Here is a 20930-nt window from a genome sequence, read left to right on the forward strand (position 1 = left end):
AGACACCTCTTTTGTCTTTTTTTCAAGTATAGCAGGTTCTTTTATCCTTTATATAGAAAAAACCGATATTCCGCACGGAACACCGGTTTTTCTATGCCATCTAAATTTGTGTTCAGTATGAAATCATTGCGATTCCGTGCGGCTTTAGCTCAATGGATAAACCATTCACTTTTTCACCTGTCAGCACACATTGTCCGCCAGCTGCTTTTTCAGGCAGACGTGCTGCTTCATCACGGTCTGTTCCATTTAGAACAAACAATATGGTTTGATCTTCGTATGTTTTTGTATACATAACAACCTCATCCTCTGCTGAAGCTTCCATAAACTGAATCCGCCCTCTGTTCCCGAATGCAGGATTCGTTTTCCGCAGCGAAATCAGCTGTGTAATAAAGCTGAGCAGATCTGTATCCTGCTCTTTTTCATCCCAGACCATGCATTTTCTGCAGCCCGGATCCATTACACCCGTCAGGCCGATTTCATCTCCGTAGTAGATGCACGGTGCTCCCGGGGAGGATAGAAGAAACGTAAAGAGCTGCTTCACTTTTGCCGTGTTCTCTCCGCAGACGGTCGCGATGCGTGGCGTATCATGGCTGCCGAGGAGATTAAAGGCAACTGCTGATACTTGCTCAGGATACATAAGCAAAGCTTCGGATGTACGGTTGATGAACTCACTTGCCGTTACTTTCCCTTCAGCAAAATATTCAATCGCAACACTTGTATAAGGATAGTTCATGACCGCATCAAACTGATCTCCCTGAAGCCACGGCATTGCGTCGTGCCAAACTTCACCAAGGATATAGACCTCTGGATCAATGGCCTTGATCTCTTTTCGGAATTCCCTCCAGAAATCATGGGACACTTCATTTGCAACATCAAGTCTCCAGCCGTCGATGCCAAATTCCTTCACCCAGTACCGTCCAACTTCAAGGAGATATTCTCTTACTTCTGGATTGCCTGTTTTCAGTTTTGGCATATTTTCAGAGAATCCGAACGTTTCATACTCCACCTTACCATCTTTTTTCAGCGGAAAGCTGTTAATGTGGAACCAGTCTTTATACTCCGAATGCTCTCCATTTACAACAACATCCTGAAAAGGCGGGAATTCATAGCCGCAGTGGTTGAAAACTGCATCAAGCATGACTTTAATTCCATTTTCATGACAGATGTCAACCAATCGCTTAAAGGTTTCCTTATCTCCGAACTGCGGATCAATCTCCATATAATCGATCGTGTCATATTTGTGATTTGAAAAGGCTTTAAAAATAGGTGTAAAATAAATGCCCGTTACACCGAGTTTAACGAGATAATCAATATTTTGAATGACGCCTTCAAAATCCCCGCCAAACGTGTTGTTTGCAGTCGGCTCCGTGCTTCCCCAAGGCAAAGCTCCTGCAGGATTCAGCGTTTCATCCCCATTTGCAAATCGTTCAGGAAAAATTTGATACCAGACTGTATCTTTCACCCATGAAGGAGCAGTGAAAATGTCTTCTTCATTAAGATAAGGGAAGGTAAAATATCCGCCGTTATGTTCAGGTTTCTTTTCAATAAAACCCTGCTCTGTGTAAATGAGCTTTTCTCCCCCGGCAATGATTTCAAATCCGTATTTCAGCCGTTTGTGCGGAGGCTTTAAAGCAATTGTCCAAATATCAAACAGTTCTGTCTTTCCAAGCAGCGTCATTTCAGCATGCTCTTCTGATTTCCATTTCCACACGCCGTCTTTGTCCTGGTCCCATGTAAATGGATCTCCCCATATCAGGCGCACAATTTCTGCCTCATTTTTTTTAACCTGCAAGCGGATATGCAAAGTGTCTTTATCGTAAGCATAAGCAAAATTGTTTTTTGGACGGTGATAGACTGCTTCTTTAGTTAACATTGTAGATTCCCCCTGATAATAACTTAAACGTTTAAGTTTGGTGAAAAAGAGCAGATTTTACTCTGCTTGAATAGACGTATATTTTTCCAGATGGAGACCGCGGTTGTCTTTCATCAGATCAGACAGAACGTTGAACGCGGCGGCTGCCTTCGTTTCTTTAAATTCGACGCAGTTCACTCCTGCCGGCAGAATGGATGGACAGCCGGATGTGCATATGACCGTGTCCTTTTCAATGTTTCTGTGCCTGCTTATTGAAGAAGCAAGGAATTCATTGAGAATGACCGCAGGTTGGTCCTTTTTTTTGTCCAGGAAAGTTAGAAGGTCTTGTTCATTGGAAGTAATGTGTATATCATCCTTGTGAAAACCCGAATCCTTCATCATTTTTTCCGTGATTCCTGCATTGTGATAAGCCTCCATAATTAAAACAGCAGGCTCGGGCGAATTCTTTCTAGCAGCCTGGAATGCAGCCTGATAATCAAAGATGACTTTATAAAAGAGATCATCATCAATGATGCTGTCGACTATGACCAGCGGGACCCCTGATGGAACGGTGGTTGAGATGCTGTAGAAGAAGTCCTCCTTCACATCAACAAGAATAACCCCGTCAAGTTTCCGTTCCGCAATAATTTCAAGATTCGGCTTTTCAACATCTATACTTGAAAGCAGAACATGATACCCTTGTTTAGTCAGAAGTTTTTCCAGTTCAAAGAGAAATTCTGCCTGATGGGACCGTTTCCATACCCTTTCATCAGCTCCCCTGTTCAAAAGGATGCCAACAAGACCTGTTTTTTGTTTCACGAGCGATCTCGCCGCAAGATTCGGGACATAGTTCAGTTTTTTGGCAATTTCAAGCACCCGTTCCTTCGTTTCTGACGGAATGGTCTGATTTTGCGCGCCGTTCAGTACATAACTGACCGTCGCAACCGACACACCTGCTTCTGCCGCAATATCTTTCATTGTTGCTTTTTTCATTGTTTCACCATTTTCACTTAATCGTTTAAGTTGATTATAAAGCATCATTTAGTCAATGTCCAGCTGATCTTCCTTTGACAAAAACCGGCTGGAGTACAGCCGGCTTTTGACCATCATGCCTGAAGTCTTTTTTCAGAAGCTGCCTGGAAATCCGGTTCCGCTTTAACCACATATGTATCTGCCATCATATCGTGCAGGGCTCGTTTTCTGTCCGTAAAAGCAGCCATGATGTAGCCAACATAAAAAATACTGCTTACTATGTATCCGAGGTATCTGATCCACGATTGACCCATGGAAATTTTCCCTCCGGAATCGTTAACGACTTTCAGCCCCAGCATCTTTTTTCCAAGCGTTCCCTGAAAGGAGGTTGCCGGCATCATTCCAAAGTACAGGATTGTTCCTATTAATAGTACAAGAGTTAAAAACCCTACTAATGCTGGAAGGACCCCTTCTGTTTCTCCAGATACCATTAAAAAAATGATGGGAACGAAAAAAATGACGTTCGTTATCAGCCCATCGATCGTTGCGGCGGCAAACCGAATCCAGAATCCTGCAGGTCTTTGTTCATTCATCAACATCAATCCTCTTTCACGTTTATTTTTCTTGAATCTGGAAATCTTTTACCCTTATTTCCCATTTAATAAACAGACTATTTACCTATTCATTTAGAACATAAAAAAACAGCTGCCAGAAGCAGCTGTTTCAATCATACCGTTCTTAAGATGGGCATCGTACAGCATCTGAACGAGCCGCCCGATTTTATAATTTCGGAGATGTCCACTTCGATGACATTAAATCCCTTTTCCCTCAGCCTGCTGTTTACTTCCTTGTTGACTGGAAGACTGATAACCGTTCTGTTTCCGATGGAAAGGACATTTGTTCCCATTGTAAATTGTTCAGATTCATTTATTTCAATCAGCGTATATCTTTCCTTAAGCATGTTGAGTTCATTTTCTTCAAAAGCTGGTTTGTAAACGAGTGCCTCATTTTCAGAAAGGACATTAAACACGCAGTCGAGATGGAGATATTTTTCTTTAAAAGGCACTGGTATCACTTGAAACGCCGGCGCTTCCGCCTGGAGTTTTTCGATGGCACTCATGCACGTTCTGCCGCTTACGCCTGCGAAAATGGTTGTGCAGTCAATGATCACATCACCGCCTTCAATCCGGTGGTCATTAAGGCAAACCATTGGATAGCCCTGAACATCCAGCCATTCTCTGAGCACAGTCTCCTCACCTTTTCTAATATCCTGGCCCATTTCGGAAACAAAGACCGTCTTTCCGATCGTAAAGCCTATATCTCTTGTAAAAACCTGCTCTGGATACCGCTCATCAGGCTGAAGCTTTATCACTTCTGCTCCGTTTTCAGTTAAAGCACGTACAAATTGGCGGTGCTGCTCTGCTGCAAGCTTCTTATTGATATTTTCATTGGCATAGTGCCTTTGCGTTTCGTTAATGACTTCAGTAATGCGCATATAATGAGGTTCACAAACAAGCACCCTCTTTAAAGAATCATATTCACTGAAGCAAGCTAATGTTTCTTCCGGTTTTCTGATGGCTGTCAAATGAATTCCCCCATAAAAAGTATGCTTTTATGAGATTATTCCCTATTCCTGCAAAATATTAAACTACCTTGTTATAAAATCTTACGCCTATTTTCGCAAACTCTACTGTTAGGAATTGTCAACCAACCCAATATGTTATATAGTCTTATAGGTTAAACTAATTTTTTCCTAATGAGGAAGGTACATGAAACCAGAAAACGAAATGGAAGCTCTGAAAAAAGAAAATCAGATGTTACGGGAACTTCTTGCCGAATGGCCCGCTGCCTTTACATATGTGAATACGGAGCATGAGCTTTCAGTCAGCAAGACCAAAAAGCACAGCCCTCCCGAAATCCGGACGCTTACATATGAAGATAAGCAGGCTTACACAGAACAGCGCATCTTCTTATCTGCATCTGAAACCGGTTCTTTTTTACAGACAGAAAAATTCTTATCCGATATTTTTGACCTTGTTGCCCATCATATCGTCTTCATCGACGAATCGGGCATCATTACATTATGCAATCTTCAGGCAGCCAGAGATCATGGCGTTGACAGAGATACAATCGTAGGAAAACATTTGCGCGAGCTCGTCCAGATCCCTGATGAGCAGCTGTTGACCCTGGAAACCGCCCGAACAGGCATTGAGTTTGTTGACCGGGAAGTGCTTGATAAAAATTACGGCATCCTGAACACGCGCATTCTTAGGGACGCAGATGGATCGATCATGCGCGTCATAGGTACCTTTTACTTTTTAAATGCCATTAAAGAAGCAGAAAAGCAGGCAATCGCAGGAAGGATTGCAGCCGGCATAGCCCATGAAATCCGCAACCCCCTTACAACAGTGCGGGGATTTTTGCAGGTGCTGAAGGAATCTGCTGACCCGGATACTAAAGCGCTGTTTCAGTCTGTGCTTATTCCTGAAATCGACCGCGCCAATAAGATCATTACCGATTTTCTAAGTATCGCAAAGCCTGTGGAGATCAGGTCTGAAACCTTTAAAATAGCCGACTTTCTGGAAATTCACCTCGGAAGAATCTTGAAAAGTGAAGCTCTATTATATGGGGTTGAAGTTGAAATTGTCATTGATTCACAGGCAAGAGAAGCGGCAGTTCTCGGAAATAAAGATGAACTGCTTCAAGTTTTTCTCAACCTGTTTCAAAACTCATTTCAGGCAAAAAAGAAAGAGCCGCTCATCATACAGCTAACTGCAGCTGTGACCGGCGACCGTCTTCAGGTTGCTTTCAAGGATAACGGCAGCGGCATCATCCCGTCTGCGATCCGCCATATTTTTGATCCTTTTTTCTCTACAAAAGACAGCGGCACAGGCCTTGGACTGTCCGTTTCAAAAAAAATCATTGAGAATCACAAGGGGACAATGTCAGCAGAAAGTGATGAAAACGGAACGGTTTTCTATATGGAATTTCCTGTGGTGACGGAGTAAATACTCTTTATAACGAAACAACCGGCAGCTTGGTAACAGCTGCCGGTTGTTTATGTGCCATCAAATCAGTTTTTCCTTCTATTGATGGTTGTGAACTCTGTGATAAGTGCCATCAAATCAGAATTCCTACCGCTTGATGGTTCTGAACTCAGACATAAGTGACATCAAATCAGAGTTCCTACCGCTTGATGGTTCTGAACTCCGCGATAAGGGACATCAAAACAGATTTCCGTGCGCTTGATGGTTCCTATCTCACCGATAAGGGACATCAAAACTGATTTCCCTCCGCTTGATGGTTCCGATCTCCGCGATAAGTGCCTTCAAATCAGAATTCCCTCCGCTTGATGGTTCTGAACTCAGACATAAGTGACATCAAGTAAGAATTCCTACCGCTTCATGGTTCCGAACTCAGACATAAGTGACATCAAGTAAGAATTCCTACCGCTTCATGGTTCCAATCTCACCGATAAGTTCCATCAAATCAGATTCCCAACCGCTTGATGGTTCCAATCCTCACTCTTCAGCTTTTCCCATCCAGCAGCCTCTTATAAATCAGCTTCCCTATTTCACTGATTGCTTTTCTTCCCCATTCTTTCTGTTCAAGCTGATCGATCATTACAGCAGCATACACGCATGAATCTCTGTACTTTATGATCGCGCAGTCGTGCTCAATTCCGTGAAGTTCTCCTGTTTTGTTCCCTGCGTACAGCAGTTCTTTATCCATGCTGTAAGGAAGTTTATCAGTAAACTGCTGTTTTTGCAGGATATCAAGCATCTTCTGTCTGCTGTCATCAGAGACAAAGTCACCATCGTTAATGGCCTGAAGGCATCTCACCATATCTGCCGGTGATGTGAAATTATCGATTCCCGACCCGATGGCATCAAGGTCCATCATTTTCCGATTAAGCTTCGTGTTGACAAGACCAAGCCCCTCAATGGTCTCATTGATTTTAGGCATCCCGATTTTTTCAATCACCCAATTGGTTGCGGCGTTGTCAGAAACCGTGATCATCAGCGCCAAAAGATCCTGTACAGATAAGACGGCATTCTCAGATAAAACCTGAAGGACACCCGCTCCGCCAGTTCTTTCAATATCACCCAATATCACCTTTTCATTTAAATCCAGACTTCCCTTTTCAGCCTGCCTGAATGCTGTAAGCAGAATCGGCAGCTTGATTAAGCTTGCAGATGAGAAAACATCCCCGCTGCCGGCTTCGAGCCATTCACCGTTCCACGAGAAACATGCACCGGCCCTTCCAGGACAATTCGATAATATGTCAACTGCATTCTTTAGAAAATCGTTCATTTTTTTGCAGCTGCAATCTGCTCTGAGCCGCGGCTGCCGACTATGCCGGCATCATATAAATGGCAGGCAACGTAGTGATTTTCTTCCACTTCCTGAAACTCCGGTTTTTTGACAGCACATGCCTCCATTGCATAGGCGCAACGTGTTCTGAAGACACATCCGCTTGGAGGATTCATTGGACTCGGCAGTTCTCCCTGAAGAATAATCCGCTCCCGCTTATCTTCAACATCAGGATCCGGAATCGGGATGGCTGTCAGGAGTGCCTGAGTGTATGGGTGAAGCGGCTTTTTATAAAGGCTGCTGCTTTCCGTAAGCTCGACCATCTGCCCAAGATACATGACGCCGATACGGTCGCTGATTTGTTTCACCATGGACAAATCATGCGCAATGAATACATAAGTCAGACCTTTTTCCTTTTGCAGACGTTTCATCAAATTGACAACTTGGGCCTGGACGGAAACATCAAGTGCTGAAATCGGCTCGTCCGCAATAATCAGCTGGGGATCAAGGGCGAGGGCTCTCGCAATTCCGATCCGCTGTCTTTGTCCTCCGCTGAATTCGTGCGGATAGCGGTTGGCATGATCCCGGTTCAGGCCGACATCCTCGAGGAGCTGATGCACTTTTTCTGTCCGCCCTTTTTTGCTGCCGTACATCCCGTGAACTTCCATCGGTTCAGAAATAATCTCAAGAACGGTAGACCTTGGATTCAGTGATGCATACGGATCCTGAAAAATCATTTGCATTTGGCGGTAAAAGGAAAACTTCTCTTTTCCTTTGAGCTGATGAATATTCTTTCCGTTAAAAATCACTTCTCCATCTGTCTGATCGTAAAGTCCGAGAATGGTTCTTCCGGCTGTTGATTTGCCGCATCCTGATTCTCCTACGATCCCGAATGTTTCTCCTTTTTTCACTGAAAAGGTAATCCCGTCTACCGCTTTCAGCGTTGCCCCTTTGCCAAGATGAAAATGTTTTTTCAGATTGCGCACTTCAAGCAAATTCTCCACTGTTATCCCTCCGTCTTCTGAAAGTAGCGTCTGGCTGCACATAGTTCTTTCTCGTAAATCGTTCCTGCCATTTCAAGTATCTCAATTGTTTTTCCTGTGTTAGGAGAGTGCAGAAGTTTTCCATCTCCATAATAGATTCCGACATGATGCAGGCTGCCTTTTCCTTCTTCATAGGCAAAAAACAGCAAATCCCCGGGCTCAAGCTGATTGAGTTCAACCTTCTCTCCTGATGCTGCCTGATCATGGGCATCGCGGGGAATGATATACCCGTTTGCTTTGCACATCGTATAGCTGAAACCTGAACAGTCAAAGCCAAAACTGCTCATTCCCCCCCAGAGATATGGAAGGCCGATAAATCGCTCGCCATCTTTTACAATGTCTGTACCGTCTCCTTTGGGGATCTCCTCAAAGGAACCGGAAATGGATACATCTTCTGCTTTTAAAAGACAGCTGCCAAGAGGCGTATTCACTCTGATCCATTCAGTGTCTTCCTTTTCAACCGGCAAAATCGTCTGAAAGCTCAGCTCGAATAAAGGGGATTTTTCTTTAGAGAACAGCATCGTCTTATTGCTTTGCACAACGGCGATTGGTCCAGTGCTCTCCTCTTTCCCTACGGCAATTTGGGCGATCGGCATCCAGCCCGGATATCCACGGTCATCTTTTGAGGAAGCCTGGCTCGGCACGATGACGTGCGCGTAGCCATCTTCTTCTGCAAGAATCAGAACCTCTTCTCCAAAAAGGGCCTGCGTCTGAATCCGGTTTTCATCACATAGCGCAAGTCTTGTTTCATGCGTTAGCCCCTTCAGCCAGCCATCAAGATCGGCCGGATTTGATACGGCTTTTTCATCCAGTTCCCTCGGTGAGTGCTTATCCGTCCAGATAGTTGCTGCTGCAACTGTTACTCTTCCTTTTTTTACTGTCATATTGAGAGCGCCTCCCCGTCATTTATCCATACATCCGTAATGCCAAGGCCATTTCCTTTTGAAAAAGTGATATGCCTGCCGTCATATTTGATGCCGCCTTCTACGATTTCTTTAGCAAGCATCAGCGGCGCATCAAAATCAAATCGGGTAATGTTTTTCTTTGCTGCGGCAAAATGAGCAGCAGCGGTTATGCCGACTTTCGTTTCGATCATGCTTCCGGTCATGCATTCTACCCCGCATATTTCTGCAAGCCGGCTGATCATTGACGCCTGATAGATTCCGCCTGCTTTCATAAGCTTGATGTTGATCATGTCGGCACTTCTCGTTTTCAGCACGTCAAATGCCTGTTTTGGAGTAAACACGCTTTCATCCGCCATAATCGGTGTTTCCACGGCATCTGTTACTTGCTTAAGACCTTCGATATCATGTGCCTTAACCGGCTGCTCCACAAGTTCGATATCAAGACCCAAATCCTCCATTTTCTGAATAACCTTCACAGCTTCTTTCGGCTTCCATCCCTGGTTGGCATCAAGGCGGACTTTAATATCCTGGCCGACCCTGCTGCGTATTTCCTGCACTCTTGCAATGTCGAGACTGCTGTCTCCAAGACCCACTTTAATTTTCAGGACGTTAAAGCCCTTTTGGACGTACGAAACGGCATCCTCTCCCATTTCCTTCACATCATTCACACTTACTGTAAAATCGGTTTCAAGCTCCTGCCTGTATCCGCCGAGATATTGATAAAGAGGGAGCCTGCTGTATTTTGCAAGACAGTCATAAAGAGCGATATCAACTGCTGCTTTTGCACTGGAATTCCCTGCAAGAACCGTTTGAATTCCCTGGAAAACATCTTCATAGTTTACTAGATCTTTTCCGATTAAAAATGGTTTGAGAACGTGATGGATGGCGCCTTCAATACTGCTTGTACTGTCACCTGTGATGACATGTGTAGGGGGTGCTTCCCCCCACCCGGTTATGCCTTCTGAACAAGTCACTTTCACAAGGACGGTTTCAGCAGTGACAACCGTTCTGAGGGCCGTTTTAAAAGGTTTGATGAGAGGCACCGCGGCTTTGAATGTTTCGATTCTTTCAATTTTCATCATCATCAGACTCCCGAGATTCCGCTTTGAATGGTTAAGGTTTTCGTTTTTGTATTCATGACAGCTTTCGTTCCGAGCGGCACAGCAATATTGGGACTGCAGTGCCCGATTTTGAACCCTTTCATGGCAGGTTTGCCTGATAGACCAACATAATGTTCCAGCACTTCGTCAAGCGGAATAGAGCGTTTTCGTTTTTGAGGAACACAATTGTGAAAGTCTGCCACGACAATGCCTGCTGCCTCGGTCAGCTTGCCTGCTGAATAAAGCTGGTTCATCATCCGGTCAATCGCGTAAGGTTCTTCATCAATATCTTCGATTAGAAGCAGTTTTCCGGCAGTATCAATTTCAAAAGGCGTTCCAAGTGAGCTTGCAAGCAGTGAAAGATTGCCTCCCGTAAGCTCCCCGTCAGCCTCCCCTTCTGTCATGACCTCAAGAGGTGAAATGGATTCGTCATATGTGATGCTGCTGCCGTCAAACAGCTGCTGAAAATAGGATTCTGTCAGCGGCAAAACGCCTTTTTCTTCTCCAAAATCAGAACTCAGCATCGGTCCGTGGAAGGTGACAAGGCCGGTATTTTGTCTGATGGCTGTATGTAAAAATGTAATATCACTGTATCCCCAGAAAATTTTAGGATACTTCTTAATAAGGTCATAGTCTAAGAGAGATGCCATTCTCGCCGTGCCAAATCCGCCGCATGCGCAAATAATCGCTTGGATGCTTTCGTCTGCAAACATGCTGTTCACGTCTGCCGCCCTGTCTTCATCTTTTCCTGCAAGGTAGCCGTACTCGTCCTGAGCGTGCTTTCCAAAGCGGTAAGACAGACCGTTCTTTTCCAGAAATGAGAGAGAGCGTTTAAGGTTTTCTTTATTCGGGGGACTTGCCGGGGAAATAATTCCGACCGTGTCTCCCTTTTTTAAGGCTTGAGCTTTGATCATCGTTCATTCTCCTTTATAGACAAAAGGGGTGTTCATGTGAACACCCCTTTTGCACAGCTTACTTCTTATCTGCCCATTTCAGTTCAAGGTATCCGACAGGGTGACGGACGATGCCTGATACATCTTCATTTTGAAGGTACACTTGGTTGTAGAAATGAATTGGAATGATCGGTGCTTCATCAAACAAGATCTTTTCAGCTTTGTAAAGCATTTCAAAGCGTTTTGTTTCATCTGACTCATTTTTTGAGTCCTTAATAAGCTGATCGTACTCAGCGTTTGTCCAGCCTGTGCGGTTCATGCTGTGGCCAGTCTGGAAGTTCTCAAGGAAGTTCACAGGGTCTGCATAGTCTGCCAGGAACGAACTGCGTGACAATTGGAATTTCAGTGCTTTTTGGTCTGTTGCAAATACGTTTGCTTCAAGATTTGCAAGCTTCACGTCCACGCCAAGGTTCTCTTTGAACATTTGCTGCAGAGCTTCAGCAATCTTTTTGTGTGTGTCATCTGTGCTGTACGTAAGTGTTACTTCAGGAAGTGTTTCATAGCCTTCTTCCTTCATGCCTTTTTCTAAAAGGGCCTTCGCCTCAGCTGCGTCAGTTTTAACGAGATCGCCGCTGACTTCACGGAAATCTTTTCCTGAAGGATCTTTAAAGCCCGGCGATACAAAGCCGTAAGCTGCTGTTTCCTGGTTCTTCGTTACAAAATCAACGATTTGCTTTTGGTCAACAGCCATTGCGAACGCTTTGCGGATGTTGACATTCTGGAATGGTTCAAGTGTGACATTCATACGGTAGAAATAATCTCCCGCCTGCTCCTCAACATTTGCTTTTCCTTCTTCAAAAAGTGTATCGGCAAGGTCAGCAGGTACGTCAGACGAATCTAGCTCACCTGTCTGGTAAAGCTGGTATTCTGTGTTTGTATCTTCTACAATTGCCCAGTGGACGCCGTCAAGCTTCACGTTTTTTGCATCCCAGTACTGATCATTTTTCTTCATGACAAATTCTTTATCATGCTCCCACGACTCAAGCGTGAAAGGTCCGTTGCTTACAAATGAATCGGCTTCTGCAAACCACTCAGGATTTTCTGTAGCCACTTTCTCGTTGACCGGGAAAAAGGCAGGATTTGCAATAACACTAAGGAAATAAGCCTGCGGGCTGATTAATGTCACTTCAAATTTTTTCTCGTCAACTGCTTTTACTTTCACATCGTCTGCTGATCCAGTTCCGCTATTATAGGCTTCTCCGCCTTCAATGAAGTAACCGAGGAAAGCTGCCCCTGATCCAGTTTCAGGATTTAAAAGACGCTTCCAGGCAAAAACGAAATCGTTTGCTGTCAAATCGTCGCCATTTGACCATTTGGCGTCTTCGCGAATGTGGAATGTGTATGTTTTGCCATCTTCCGACACATCCCATTTCTCAGCGATTGCCGCTTCAGGCTCGTGATCTTTGCCAAGACGGGTAAGACCCTCCATAAGGTTGTTCAGCGCATTCCAGGAAACTGCATCAAATCCGATGACCGGATCAAAGGATGTTGGTTCAGCCCCGTTATTTAAATACAGAATCTTCTCTTCGTCTTTTTCTTTTTTGTCTGTCTCATTTCCTGCACTCTCATTGGCCGTACATGCTGCAAGCACAAATACAAGCATGGCCGTCAGGAACATTGCCAACCACTTTTTCATCATCTTCCCCCTCTTATTGTTTGATTTATATGTTATTTCATTGATGCTGCGGCTAAAGCCCGGCTGTCCTGCAGCCAGCAGTCTACGTGGTGCTCTTTGCTCAGGGCTGACGTATATGGATAGATCCTGTCGCAAACCTCCATCGCATGCTCGCATCTTGCGGAAAACGGGCATCCCTGCGGAGGCGAAAAGAGATCAGGAGGCGAACCCGCAATCGGGATAAGCTCTTCCCCTTCGATATCAAGTCTCGGTATCGAGCGGAGAAGTCCTTTTGTGTACGGGTGCTGCGGCTGATAGAAGATTTCTCTTCTTGAGCCTGCCTCCACCACTTTCCCTGCATACATGACAGCCACTCTGTCCGCGACTTGGGCCACAACTCCCAGGTCATGCGTGATCAGGATAATCGAGACACCTGTTTTTTTCTGAATGTCTCTGAAAAGATCAAGGATCTGGGCCTGTATGGTGACATCAAGGGCTGTTGTCGGCTCGTCTGCAATCAGTACCTCAGGTTCGCAGACAAGAGCCATCGCAATGACGATCCGCTGTCTCATCCCTCCGCTGAACTGATGAGGGTATTGCTTCATACGGCTTTCAGGACTTGGTATGCCGACGAGGTTCATCATCTCAAGCGCTTTTTTCTTTGCTTCGCTCTTTGACATGCTCTCATGCTGCATGATGCCTTCCATAATTTGATCGCCGATTGTCAGGGTAGGATTCAGTGCTGTCATCGGATCCTGAAAAATCATCGAGATATCAGCGCCCCTTATTTTCCGGAGGTCTTTTTCCTTCAGCTTTGTCAGATCCTTCCCCTTAAAGAGAATAGAACCTGAGTCAATGCTGCCTGGCGGTTCGGGAATCAGACGCATAATGCTTTGGGATGTAACGCTTTTTCCGCAGCCTGATTCTCCGACGATGGCAAGAGTCTCTCCTTTGCGGAGGTCAAATGTTACTCCGCGGACAGCTTTTACAGTGCCTCCATACGTCTGAAACGAAACATGGAGATCATTTACTTCAAGTACTTTCGTCATGCTGCTACCTCCTTAGCTTTGGATCAAGCGCATCCTGCAGTCCGTCTCCAAGCACGTTAAACGCAAACATCGTCAGGGAGATGCACAGGGCAGGAAAAAAGAGGCGCCACCAATGTCCAGTTAGAATTGTCGAGAGGGCATCACTTGCCATAACGCCCCAGCTCGCAAACGGAGCCTGAATACCGAGACCGAGAAAGCTTAGAAATGCTTCTGCGAAAATGGCAGACGGGACAGTAAGCGTGATTTGCACGATGATTGGACCCATCGTATTCGGAAGCAGGTTTTTCCTGATGATTCTGCTTGTTTTCGTGCCGAATGATTTGGAAGCATGCACAAATTCATAGTTTTTGATCTGCAGGACCTGTCCACGCACGATTCGTGCCATGCCGATCCATCCGGTCACTGTTAGTGCAACAATGATGGTGAAAAGACCGGGTCCCATCACAACCATCAAAAGAATGACGACAAGAAGGTACGGAAGCCCGTATAAAACTTCGACCACGCGCATCATATAATGATCTGTCTTTCCGCCTTTGTAGCCGGCAATCCCGCCGTACAGAACTCCGATTGCAAAATCAATCAGAGCAGCAATGGCCGCTACAAACAGGGAGATTCTTGCCCCGTACCACGTTCTTGTAAACACATCGCGGCCAAGCTCGTCTGTACCGAACCAGTATTTCGCAGACGGCGGCAGGTTTTGATCTGTCAGCACCTGGGTTCTGACGGAGTGAGGTGAAATCAATGGGCCGAAAATGGCCATTAACGTTATAAAAATCAAAAAGATGAGGCCTGTCATAGCCAGTTTATTTTTCCGGAGCCTTCTCCAGGCATCGTGCCAGTAGGAGAGACTAGGTCTTACAACCGCTTCTGCTGCTTTGCTGTCTTTGCCTTTAGGGGCAAACCATGCATCAGGAATATCCCGGGACAGGTGCGGATCGTGCTGTTTGTTCAGTTCCATTATCGTCCCCCCCGTTTTGCCACTTGAATTCTCGGATCAAGAATTCCGTACGCTATGTCTACTAAAAACAGCATCACGATTAAGATGGTGCTGTAAAAGACTGTCGTTCCCATAATGACGGGATAGTCTCTCGTGCCGATGCTTTCAATGAAATATTTTCCCATACCCGGTATTGCAAAGATTTTTTCGATGACGAATGTTCCTGTCAAAATACTTGCTGCGAGCGTTCCAAGGACAGTCACAACCGGCAAAAGAGCATTTCTCAAGGCATGCTTGAAAACGATTTTGACTGGAGAAAGTCCTTTGGCCCGCGCTGTTCTTATGTAGTCCTGAGTAAGCACTTCAAGCATGCTTGAGCGCGTCAGACGGGCAATAATCGCCATTGGCCCAGTTGCAAGCGCAAGGGTCGGCAAAATCATATGCAGCGGGCTTGACCACGTAGCAGCAGGTAGGATGTTCCAGTTAACCGCAAAGTTTTGAATAAGCAGTGTGGCCATAATGAAGTTTGGAACAGAAATTCCAAGCACCGCTATGGTCATGGCAAGATAATCAATAAATCCGTTATGCCGCAATGCAGCAATCACGCCAAGAGCAATTCCTGAAAATACGGCAACTGTCAAGGTGACAATTCCAAGCTCAAACGACACCGGAAATCCTCGGCCGAGAAGCTCGTTAACCGTCTGTGACGACTTTTTGATTGAAGGGCCAAAATCAAATGTGACAAGCGACTTCATGTACATCGCATATTGAACCGGCAGCGGCTCATCCAGGTGATAAAAAGCTTCAAGATTACGCTGGACAGCTTCGCTCGTGCCTCTCTCTTCGTTAAAAGGAGAACCCGGGATTGTATGCATCAGAACAAATGTAAGAGTAATAATCAGCCAGATTGTCAAAACCATAGAAATCAGGCGTTTTACAAAGTATGTATTCATGCTATCCCACTTCCTAACAGAATGTCGTTCTCATAGCCAGTTCCGTCATCACAAGCATTGCGCGGTAGGCTTCCAGGATGTCCCTGGCCTGGAACGTGACAATCGTGGTGTTTTCTTTATGCTCTGTTCCCGGCATGAGCGCTGCCCATTCAGCCTGTCCATAATTGGCAAATTCAATGGCCATGAGGGGACGGTCTGGAGGAGTGAGCGGTTTTACATGTTCTCTATTCTTAATGGCAAGTGCCGTCTTCTCTTTTAACAGCTCCTGTGCTCTTTGAGGAGTAAGAGATTTAACAACTGATCGTGAAATCGTCTCCTTTACAATTGCGGTTGTGACGTTCGGAATAAGAGCCTCCGCTTCCATAGCTGCCTGGTCATCTCCTGCAACCATGATGACCGGAACTCCGTGATAGCCTGCAACATAGGCGTTAAATCCCAGTTCACCGACGGCCACATCATTGATCCAGATTTCTCTCACACCGAAAATCATCGTATGGGACATAACCCCTTTTTTTGAAGCACGTGCATGATAACCCGTGAAAACAGCTCCCCTGAAACTGCCGTCGAGCCCCTGAACCATACTATACGGCTTTACATCACCCGTGATCAGCTGTGTATCGGGGTGCAGGTCTTCAATCAGGAGGTTGTTCATTTTCGAGTGGCTGTCATTGACCACGACTTCATTTGCCCCCGATTCAAAAGCTGCTTCTATGACAGCATTCGCTTCCCCTGTCATGATTTTACGGCCTCTTTCATAATTGAGCTTAGATGAATTCACATGTGTCTCATCAGCGAGTCCAGTGATTCCTTCCATGTCAACTGAGACATATACCTTCACCTGTATTCCCCCTGTTTTTATTTCTAATTTTCTTAAAATTATAAATTATAAATCATTACTTTACAATAACATTTACATAAAAATGCATAGATACGAATGAACTTCCTTGTTCTTCCATAGTTAATAAGTCCCAATTCATTACTTTTCTACTAAATTCAAACATGAAAACCATCCTATTTCCTCTCCCCTTTGATAGAGTAAAAGAATGAGTTTAAGAGCTGTTCCAAAAAACAATAATGTTCAAAAAAAGAGAAAGAATCCTTGATAACAAAGGAACTCTTTCTCTATCTCACAGGATTGGCATTTATTTCAAAGAAGACTGTTCTCCTTTTTCCCATCAGCATACTTTGAATTTCCTGCCCGTTATTTCGGCAGCCGAAAAACAGTCAATTAGTCTCCCTACCTATTTTCAGTGCATAAATTTCGTCTGCCTAATCATTTTCCCCTTCTCTTATCAGCTTGAACGTTCCGGAGCCTTTTGCAAGCAGCTTCCCCTCTGAATCTCTTATTTCACCTTCCATAAAAGCCGTCTTATATCCCAGCTGAAGAATCTTTCCTTCCGCATAGATTTCTCCTCCCGTGCTCGGTGCAAGGTACTGGATGCTGGAATTCATGGTTGCACACCTTGTTTTCGACACAGACCTGAGGAGCATGCCCTGGACATAGTCAAGCATGGTGGCATGTACGCCTCCGTGCAGTGTGCCGTTTGCATTCAGGACATACTCTTTCATCTCAAGCTTGATTTTCACTTCATTTTCCTCAAAGTGCACGATGTCGATTCCCATGTGCTGAAAAAAAGGACTTTCCTCAAAGCTCCGCCTTATTTCTTTCACGTCCATTGCCGTTGCCATAAAATGTCCCCCCTTCTACATTGACGTAAACTGCGGCTTCCGTTTTTCTAAAAAAGCTGCCGTTCCCTCATTTTTATCCTCTGTGGAAAACAGAACGGCCTGGGCGAGCTTCTCAATCAGGAGACCCGTTCTCTGATCAGCGTCAAAGCCCGCATGCACGGCAAGTTTGGCAAGCTTCACAGCAAGCGGCCCTTTCGATAGAATCTCCTTTGCCGCTTCTTCTGTTTGCGCCTGCAGCTGTCCGTTTCCTGCAACCTCAGACACTAAGCCTATGCGATAGGCTTCAGTTGCATCAATGATCTTCCCTCTCAGAATCATGTTCATCGCTGGGCCTTTTCCTATCAGTCTTGCAAGCCGCTGGGTTCCTCCCGCACTTGGGATAATGGACAGATTCAGTTCCGGCAGGCCGAACTTCGCATGTTCAGAAGCAATGCGGATGTCACAGGCCATAGCAAGCTCGCAGCCTCCTCCTAATGCAAACCCATTGACCATGGCAATCGTCGGCTTTTCATATGACTCTATGTAGTCGTATACCTGCTGCATGCCTCCAGGATTAAAGACATCCAGGGCAGTCCGCGTTTTCAGCTGGCCAATATCAGCTCCTGCAGCAAATGATTTTTCGCCGCTTCCTGTAAAGATGACGCAGCCTGTTTCATCGTCTTTTGCCAGTTCCTGAAGAGCTTCGGTCATTTCATCAAGCGTTTCTTTGTTTAATGCATTCCTGCGCTCAGGACGGTTAATAATCAAATAGGCAAGGTTCCCCGATTTTTTCACTTCAATATTTGCAAAAGCATTCATCGTTTCAGCCCCTTTTTTTCAGTAATTTAAAATCTCCGTGGCCAATTGCTGCCAATGTCTGATCTGATCTGTATACCCAGCCTTCTGCAGACGACATCCCGTCCCTGGAGCAAATAACCTTAGCTGTACAGGTAAAAAAAGGAGAAGGTGACGGGTCTAGAATCGATGTACTCAGAACGATTGTTGCAGTCGGAGCTGCTCCTGCGAGTGATGCTGCCGTCCCCATGGCAATATCAAGCAGTGTGTAAAACACACCGGTCCCCAACCGTTTCATCATCAAGCAAATGCTCCCTGCTCGTTTCAACTGAAACAACAACAGCATCCCCTTGATCCTCTTCTCTTTTCATCGATAGATGGCTGAAAAACGAGGAATGCACCATGTCCGGAGCTTTCATTTATACGAGCTCCAGCATCAGGGCCATACCCTGTCCGCCGCCGATGCAGAGTGTTGAAATGCCGGTCTTTTTGCCGGACCGCTTCATTTCATGAAGCAGAGAAACCGTTATTCTTGCACCTGTAGCCCCAAGGGGATGACCGAGTGCAATCGCTCCGCCGTTTACGTTTACTTTCGAAGAATCGAGTCCAAGTTCTCTTATGACGGCCAGAGCCTGGGAAGCAAAGGCTTCGTTCACTTCGAATAAATCGATGTCTTCTATGGATTTTCCCGTTCTCTCGAGCAGTTTTCTTACGGCCGGAACGGGTCCGATCCCCATAATTTCCGGGGAAACGCCAGCTGCTGCCCAATCCGTGATTCTTGCCATCGCCATAATACCAAGCTCTTTTGCTTTACTCTCTTTCATCAGAACAACGGCTGCAGCCCCATCATTTCTTCCGCACGCATTTCCTGCTGTCACAGTTCCTGATTTGCGGAAAGCGGGCTTTAGCTGTGACAGTTTTTCATAGGTTGATTCCGGACGGGGGTGCTCATCTGTATTGAATAAAACCGAGCCTTTTTTATTCGGCACTTCAACAGGTACGATTTCCTCTTCAAAAACCTTTTGATTAACGGCTTCCGCTGTTCTCCGCTGGCTTTCAATTGCGAAAGCATCCTGATCTTCCCTTGAAACGCCATACTTTTCTGCTACATTTTCAGCTGTTATTCCCATTCCGAGGTGCTCACCGTATATTTCTCTAGGCTGCTGCCCATTCTCTTTGTTTGAATCTACAAGAACAGCAGTATCTCCTCCAAAGCGTGATCCTCTCAAATAAATGGGAGCCTGGCTCATGTTTTCCGTGCCTCCGGCCACAACAATCTCAGCCTGTCCTGACATGATCTGCTGAACCCCTGATGCGATGGCCTGCATGCCGGATGCGCAGAGGCGGTTGATGGAAAAGGCGGGTGAAGATTCAGGAATTCCCGCACGGAGCGCTGCCACCCTGGCAACATTTGATGCCATAGTCGTTTGTCTCACTTCTCCTAAAATGACTTCATCAACCTGTTCCGGCGTTATACCCGCGCGGACAATTGATTCCTGAATGACCCTGGTCGCGAGCACGCTTGCCTCTACGTCCTTCAAAGTCCCTCCATACCGTCCAATCGCTGTCCGGACAGCACTTGCAATAATAATCGGATCCATACCCCTCACCCTTTCAATTGTTACTGATACTGCTTTTTCAGCTGGCCTGCAATGATGTTCTTCTGGATCTCGGACGTGCCTTCATAAATCCTTGTGATTCTTGCATCACGAAAAAAACGTTCAATCGGATAATCCGCAATGTACCCGATTCCGCCGTGCACCTGAACCGCCTTGTCAGCAATTCTGTTGTACACCTCTGATCCAAACAGCTTCAGCATGGCTGCTTCTTTAATGACCTTCATGCCTTCATCAACCATCCAGGCGACCCTGTAAGTAAAAGAACGCAAAGCTTCAATTTCCATGGCCATCTCCGCAATCATGTGAGAAACGGCCTGATGCTCAAAGATCGGGACATCAAATTGCACCCTGTCCTTTGCATAAAGCATGGAAAGGTCGAGCAATTTTTGACATGAACCAAGGTTTCTCGCAGCAAGGCCCGCTCTTCCATTGGCAAGAATTTTCAGGGCATTCACATACCCCTGTCCTTCCTCGCCCAGCACATTTTCAGCAGGAACCTCACAATCCTCCATGATGATTTCAGCCGAATGTGACCCGCGAAGACCCATTTTCTTTTCAACAGCCCCTACTTGAAAGCCGGGGAAATCTTTTTCCACAATAAAGGAGGTGATTCCCTTCGGCCCTTTTGCAGGATCCGTAACAGCCATTACAGTGAAAACACCAGCTTCCGTGGCATTTGTAATGTAATGCTTCGTCCCGTTCAGGATGTATTTATCGCCTCTTTTTACAGCTGTTGTTTTCAGGTTTGTCGCATTGGATCCGGCGCTCGGCTCGGTCAGTGCAAACGCCCCGATCTGCTCTCCGGCTGCCATTTTGGGGAGATATCTTTGTTTTTGCTCTTCATTTCCCATCTCCACAATTCCAACAGTGCCGATTCCTGTATGAGCGCCAATCAGAGTGGTGTAACCGTTATGTGTAGCGCCGATCTCTTCGTACAGGGCACACTTTCCAACCATACCAATGCCGAGGCCGCCGTATTCTTCCGGAATACTTAATCCAAATAAGCCGAGTTCTTTTGACATGGCAATGATCCGTTCAGGGATCGCATTTGATTCTTCAATTTCCATCGCAGCAGCTTCAACCTCTGTTTGAACAAAGTCCCGGACACCCCGCTTTAACAGCTGAATATCCTCATCCAATTGAAAATTCATATGC

20 protein-coding genes are annotated in these 20930 nt (G+C 45.7%); 1 reads left to right on the forward strand and 19 read right to left on the reverse strand.

Annotated elements, in window-relative coordinates; all coding sequences use genetic code 11:
• Positions 1-112 precede the first annotated feature (112 nt).
• The 4 genes from RKD52_RS14980 to RKD52_RS14995 form a co-directional block, all read right to left on the reverse strand.
• A complete protein-coding gene (locus RKD52_RS14980) occupies positions 113-1873 on the reverse strand; it encodes a glycoside hydrolase family 13 protein (RefSeq protein WP_454100310.1) in 1761 nt (586 codons plus the stop codon).
• Positions 1874-1930: 57 nt separating this feature from the next.
• Positions 1931-2845 carry a LacI family DNA-binding transcriptional regulator gene (locus RKD52_RS14985; protein WP_454100311.1) on the reverse strand — a complete coding sequence of 305 codons (915 nt, stop codon included), beginning with the start codon at positions 2843-2845 and terminating at the stop codon, positions 1931-1933.
• 113 nt (positions 2846-2958) lie between these two features.
• A complete protein-coding gene (locus RKD52_RS14990; RefSeq protein WP_454100312.1) occupies positions 2959-3417 on the reverse strand; it encodes an RDD family protein in 459 nt (152 codons plus the stop codon).
• 134 nt (positions 3418-3551) lie between these two features.
• Entirely contained in the window at positions 3552-4415 is an 864-nt protein-coding gene (locus RKD52_RS14995; protein ID WP_454101240.1) for a dimethylarginine dimethylaminohydrolase family protein, read from the reverse strand.
• A 178-nt stretch (positions 4416-4593) separates the two neighbouring features.
• Here RKD52_RS14995 and RKD52_RS15000 point away from each other — a divergent pair, with 178 nt between their 5' ends.
• A complete protein-coding gene (locus tag RKD52_RS15000; protein WP_454100313.1) occupies positions 4594-5832 on the forward strand; it encodes an ATP-binding protein in 1239 nt (412 codons plus the stop codon).
• Positions 5833-6352: 520 nt separating this feature from the next.
• Here RKD52_RS15000 and RKD52_RS15005 read toward each other — a convergent pair.
• From RKD52_RS15005 to RKD52_RS15075, 15 genes are all read right to left on the reverse strand, one after another.
• Positions 6353-7138 carry a serine hydrolase gene (locus tag RKD52_RS15005; RefSeq protein WP_454100314.1) on the reverse strand — a complete coding sequence of 262 codons (786 nt, stop codon included), beginning with the start codon at positions 7136-7138 and terminating at the stop codon, positions 6353-6355.
• Positions 7135-8148 carry an ABC transporter ATP-binding protein gene (locus tag RKD52_RS15010; RefSeq protein WP_454101241.1) on the reverse strand — a complete coding sequence of 338 codons (1014 nt, stop codon included), beginning with the start codon at positions 8146-8148 and terminating at the stop codon, positions 7135-7137. Before RKD52_RS15010 ends, RKD52_RS15005 begins: the two co-directional genes overlap by 4 nt.
• Complete coding sequence (locus RKD52_RS15015; RefSeq protein ID WP_454100315.1) at positions 8145-9065, reverse strand: C40 family peptidase; 921 nt, start codon at positions 9063-9065, stop codon at positions 8145-8147. The genes RKD52_RS15010 and RKD52_RS15015 overlap by 4 nt, the downstream gene beginning before the upstream one ends.
• Positions 9062-10165, reverse strand: a complete 1104-nt coding sequence (locus RKD52_RS15020) for a dipeptide epimerase (RefSeq protein WP_454101242.1) — start codon at positions 10163-10165, stop codon at positions 9062-9064. Before RKD52_RS15020 ends, RKD52_RS15015 begins: the two co-directional genes overlap by 4 nt.
• Positions 10166-10170: 5 nt before the next feature.
• A complete protein-coding gene (locus RKD52_RS15025) occupies positions 10171-11100 on the reverse strand; it encodes a S66 peptidase family protein (RefSeq protein ID WP_454100316.1) in 930 nt (309 codons plus the stop codon).
• A 58-nt stretch (positions 11101-11158) separates the two neighbouring features.
• Complete coding sequence (locus tag RKD52_RS15030) at positions 11159-12775, reverse strand: ABC transporter substrate-binding protein (RefSeq protein ID WP_454101243.1); 1617 nt, start codon at positions 12773-12775, stop codon at positions 11159-11161.
• 32 nt (positions 12776-12807) lie between these two features.
• Entirely contained in the window at positions 12808-13803 is a 996-nt protein-coding gene (locus RKD52_RS15035) for an ABC transporter ATP-binding protein (protein WP_454100317.1), read from the reverse strand.
• A 4-nt stretch (positions 13804-13807) separates the two neighbouring features.
• Positions 13808-14761 carry an ABC transporter permease gene (locus tag RKD52_RS15040; RefSeq protein ID WP_029282015.1) on the reverse strand — a complete coding sequence of 318 codons (954 nt, stop codon included), beginning with the start codon at positions 14759-14761 and terminating at the stop codon, positions 13808-13810.
• A complete protein-coding gene (locus RKD52_RS15045) occupies positions 14761-15693 on the reverse strand; it encodes an ABC transporter permease (protein WP_454100318.1) in 933 nt (310 codons plus the stop codon). The genes RKD52_RS15040 and RKD52_RS15045 overlap by 1 nt, the downstream gene beginning before the upstream one ends.
• A 13-nt stretch (positions 15694-15706) precedes the next feature.
• On the reverse strand, positions 15707-16531 hold the full coding sequence (locus tag RKD52_RS15050) for a M55 family metallopeptidase (RefSeq protein ID WP_454100319.1): 825 nt from the start codon (positions 16529-16531) through the stop codon (positions 15707-15709).
• Between the two features lie 431 nt (positions 16532-16962).
• Entirely contained in the window at positions 16963-17382 is a 420-nt protein-coding gene (locus RKD52_RS15055) for a PaaI family thioesterase (RefSeq protein WP_454100320.1), read from the reverse strand.
• A gap of 15 nt (positions 17383-17397) precedes the next feature.
• A complete protein-coding gene (locus tag RKD52_RS15060) occupies positions 17398-18180 on the reverse strand; it encodes an enoyl-CoA hydratase/isomerase family protein (protein ID WP_454100321.1) in 783 nt (260 codons plus the stop codon).
• Positions 18181-18184: 4 nt separating this feature from the next.
• Positions 18185-18457 carry a PaaI family thioesterase gene (locus tag RKD52_RS15065; RefSeq protein WP_454100322.1) on the reverse strand — a complete coding sequence of 91 codons (273 nt, stop codon included), beginning with the start codon at positions 18455-18457 and terminating at the stop codon, positions 18185-18187.
• A gap of 118 nt (positions 18458-18575) precedes the next feature.
• Positions 18576-19757 carry a thiolase family protein gene (locus RKD52_RS15070; protein WP_454100323.1) on the reverse strand — a complete coding sequence of 394 codons (1182 nt, stop codon included), beginning with the start codon at positions 19755-19757 and terminating at the stop codon, positions 18576-18578.
• Positions 19758-19777: 20 nt separating this feature from the next.
• Positions 19778-20926 carry an acyl-CoA dehydrogenase family protein gene (locus RKD52_RS15075; RefSeq protein WP_454100324.1) on the reverse strand — a complete coding sequence of 383 codons (1149 nt, stop codon included), beginning with the start codon at positions 20924-20926 and terminating at the stop codon, positions 19778-19780.
• Positions 20927-20930: the final 4 nt, after the last annotated feature.

It is taken from the genome of Metabacillus sp. SLBN-84 (genome assembly GCF_053629595.1).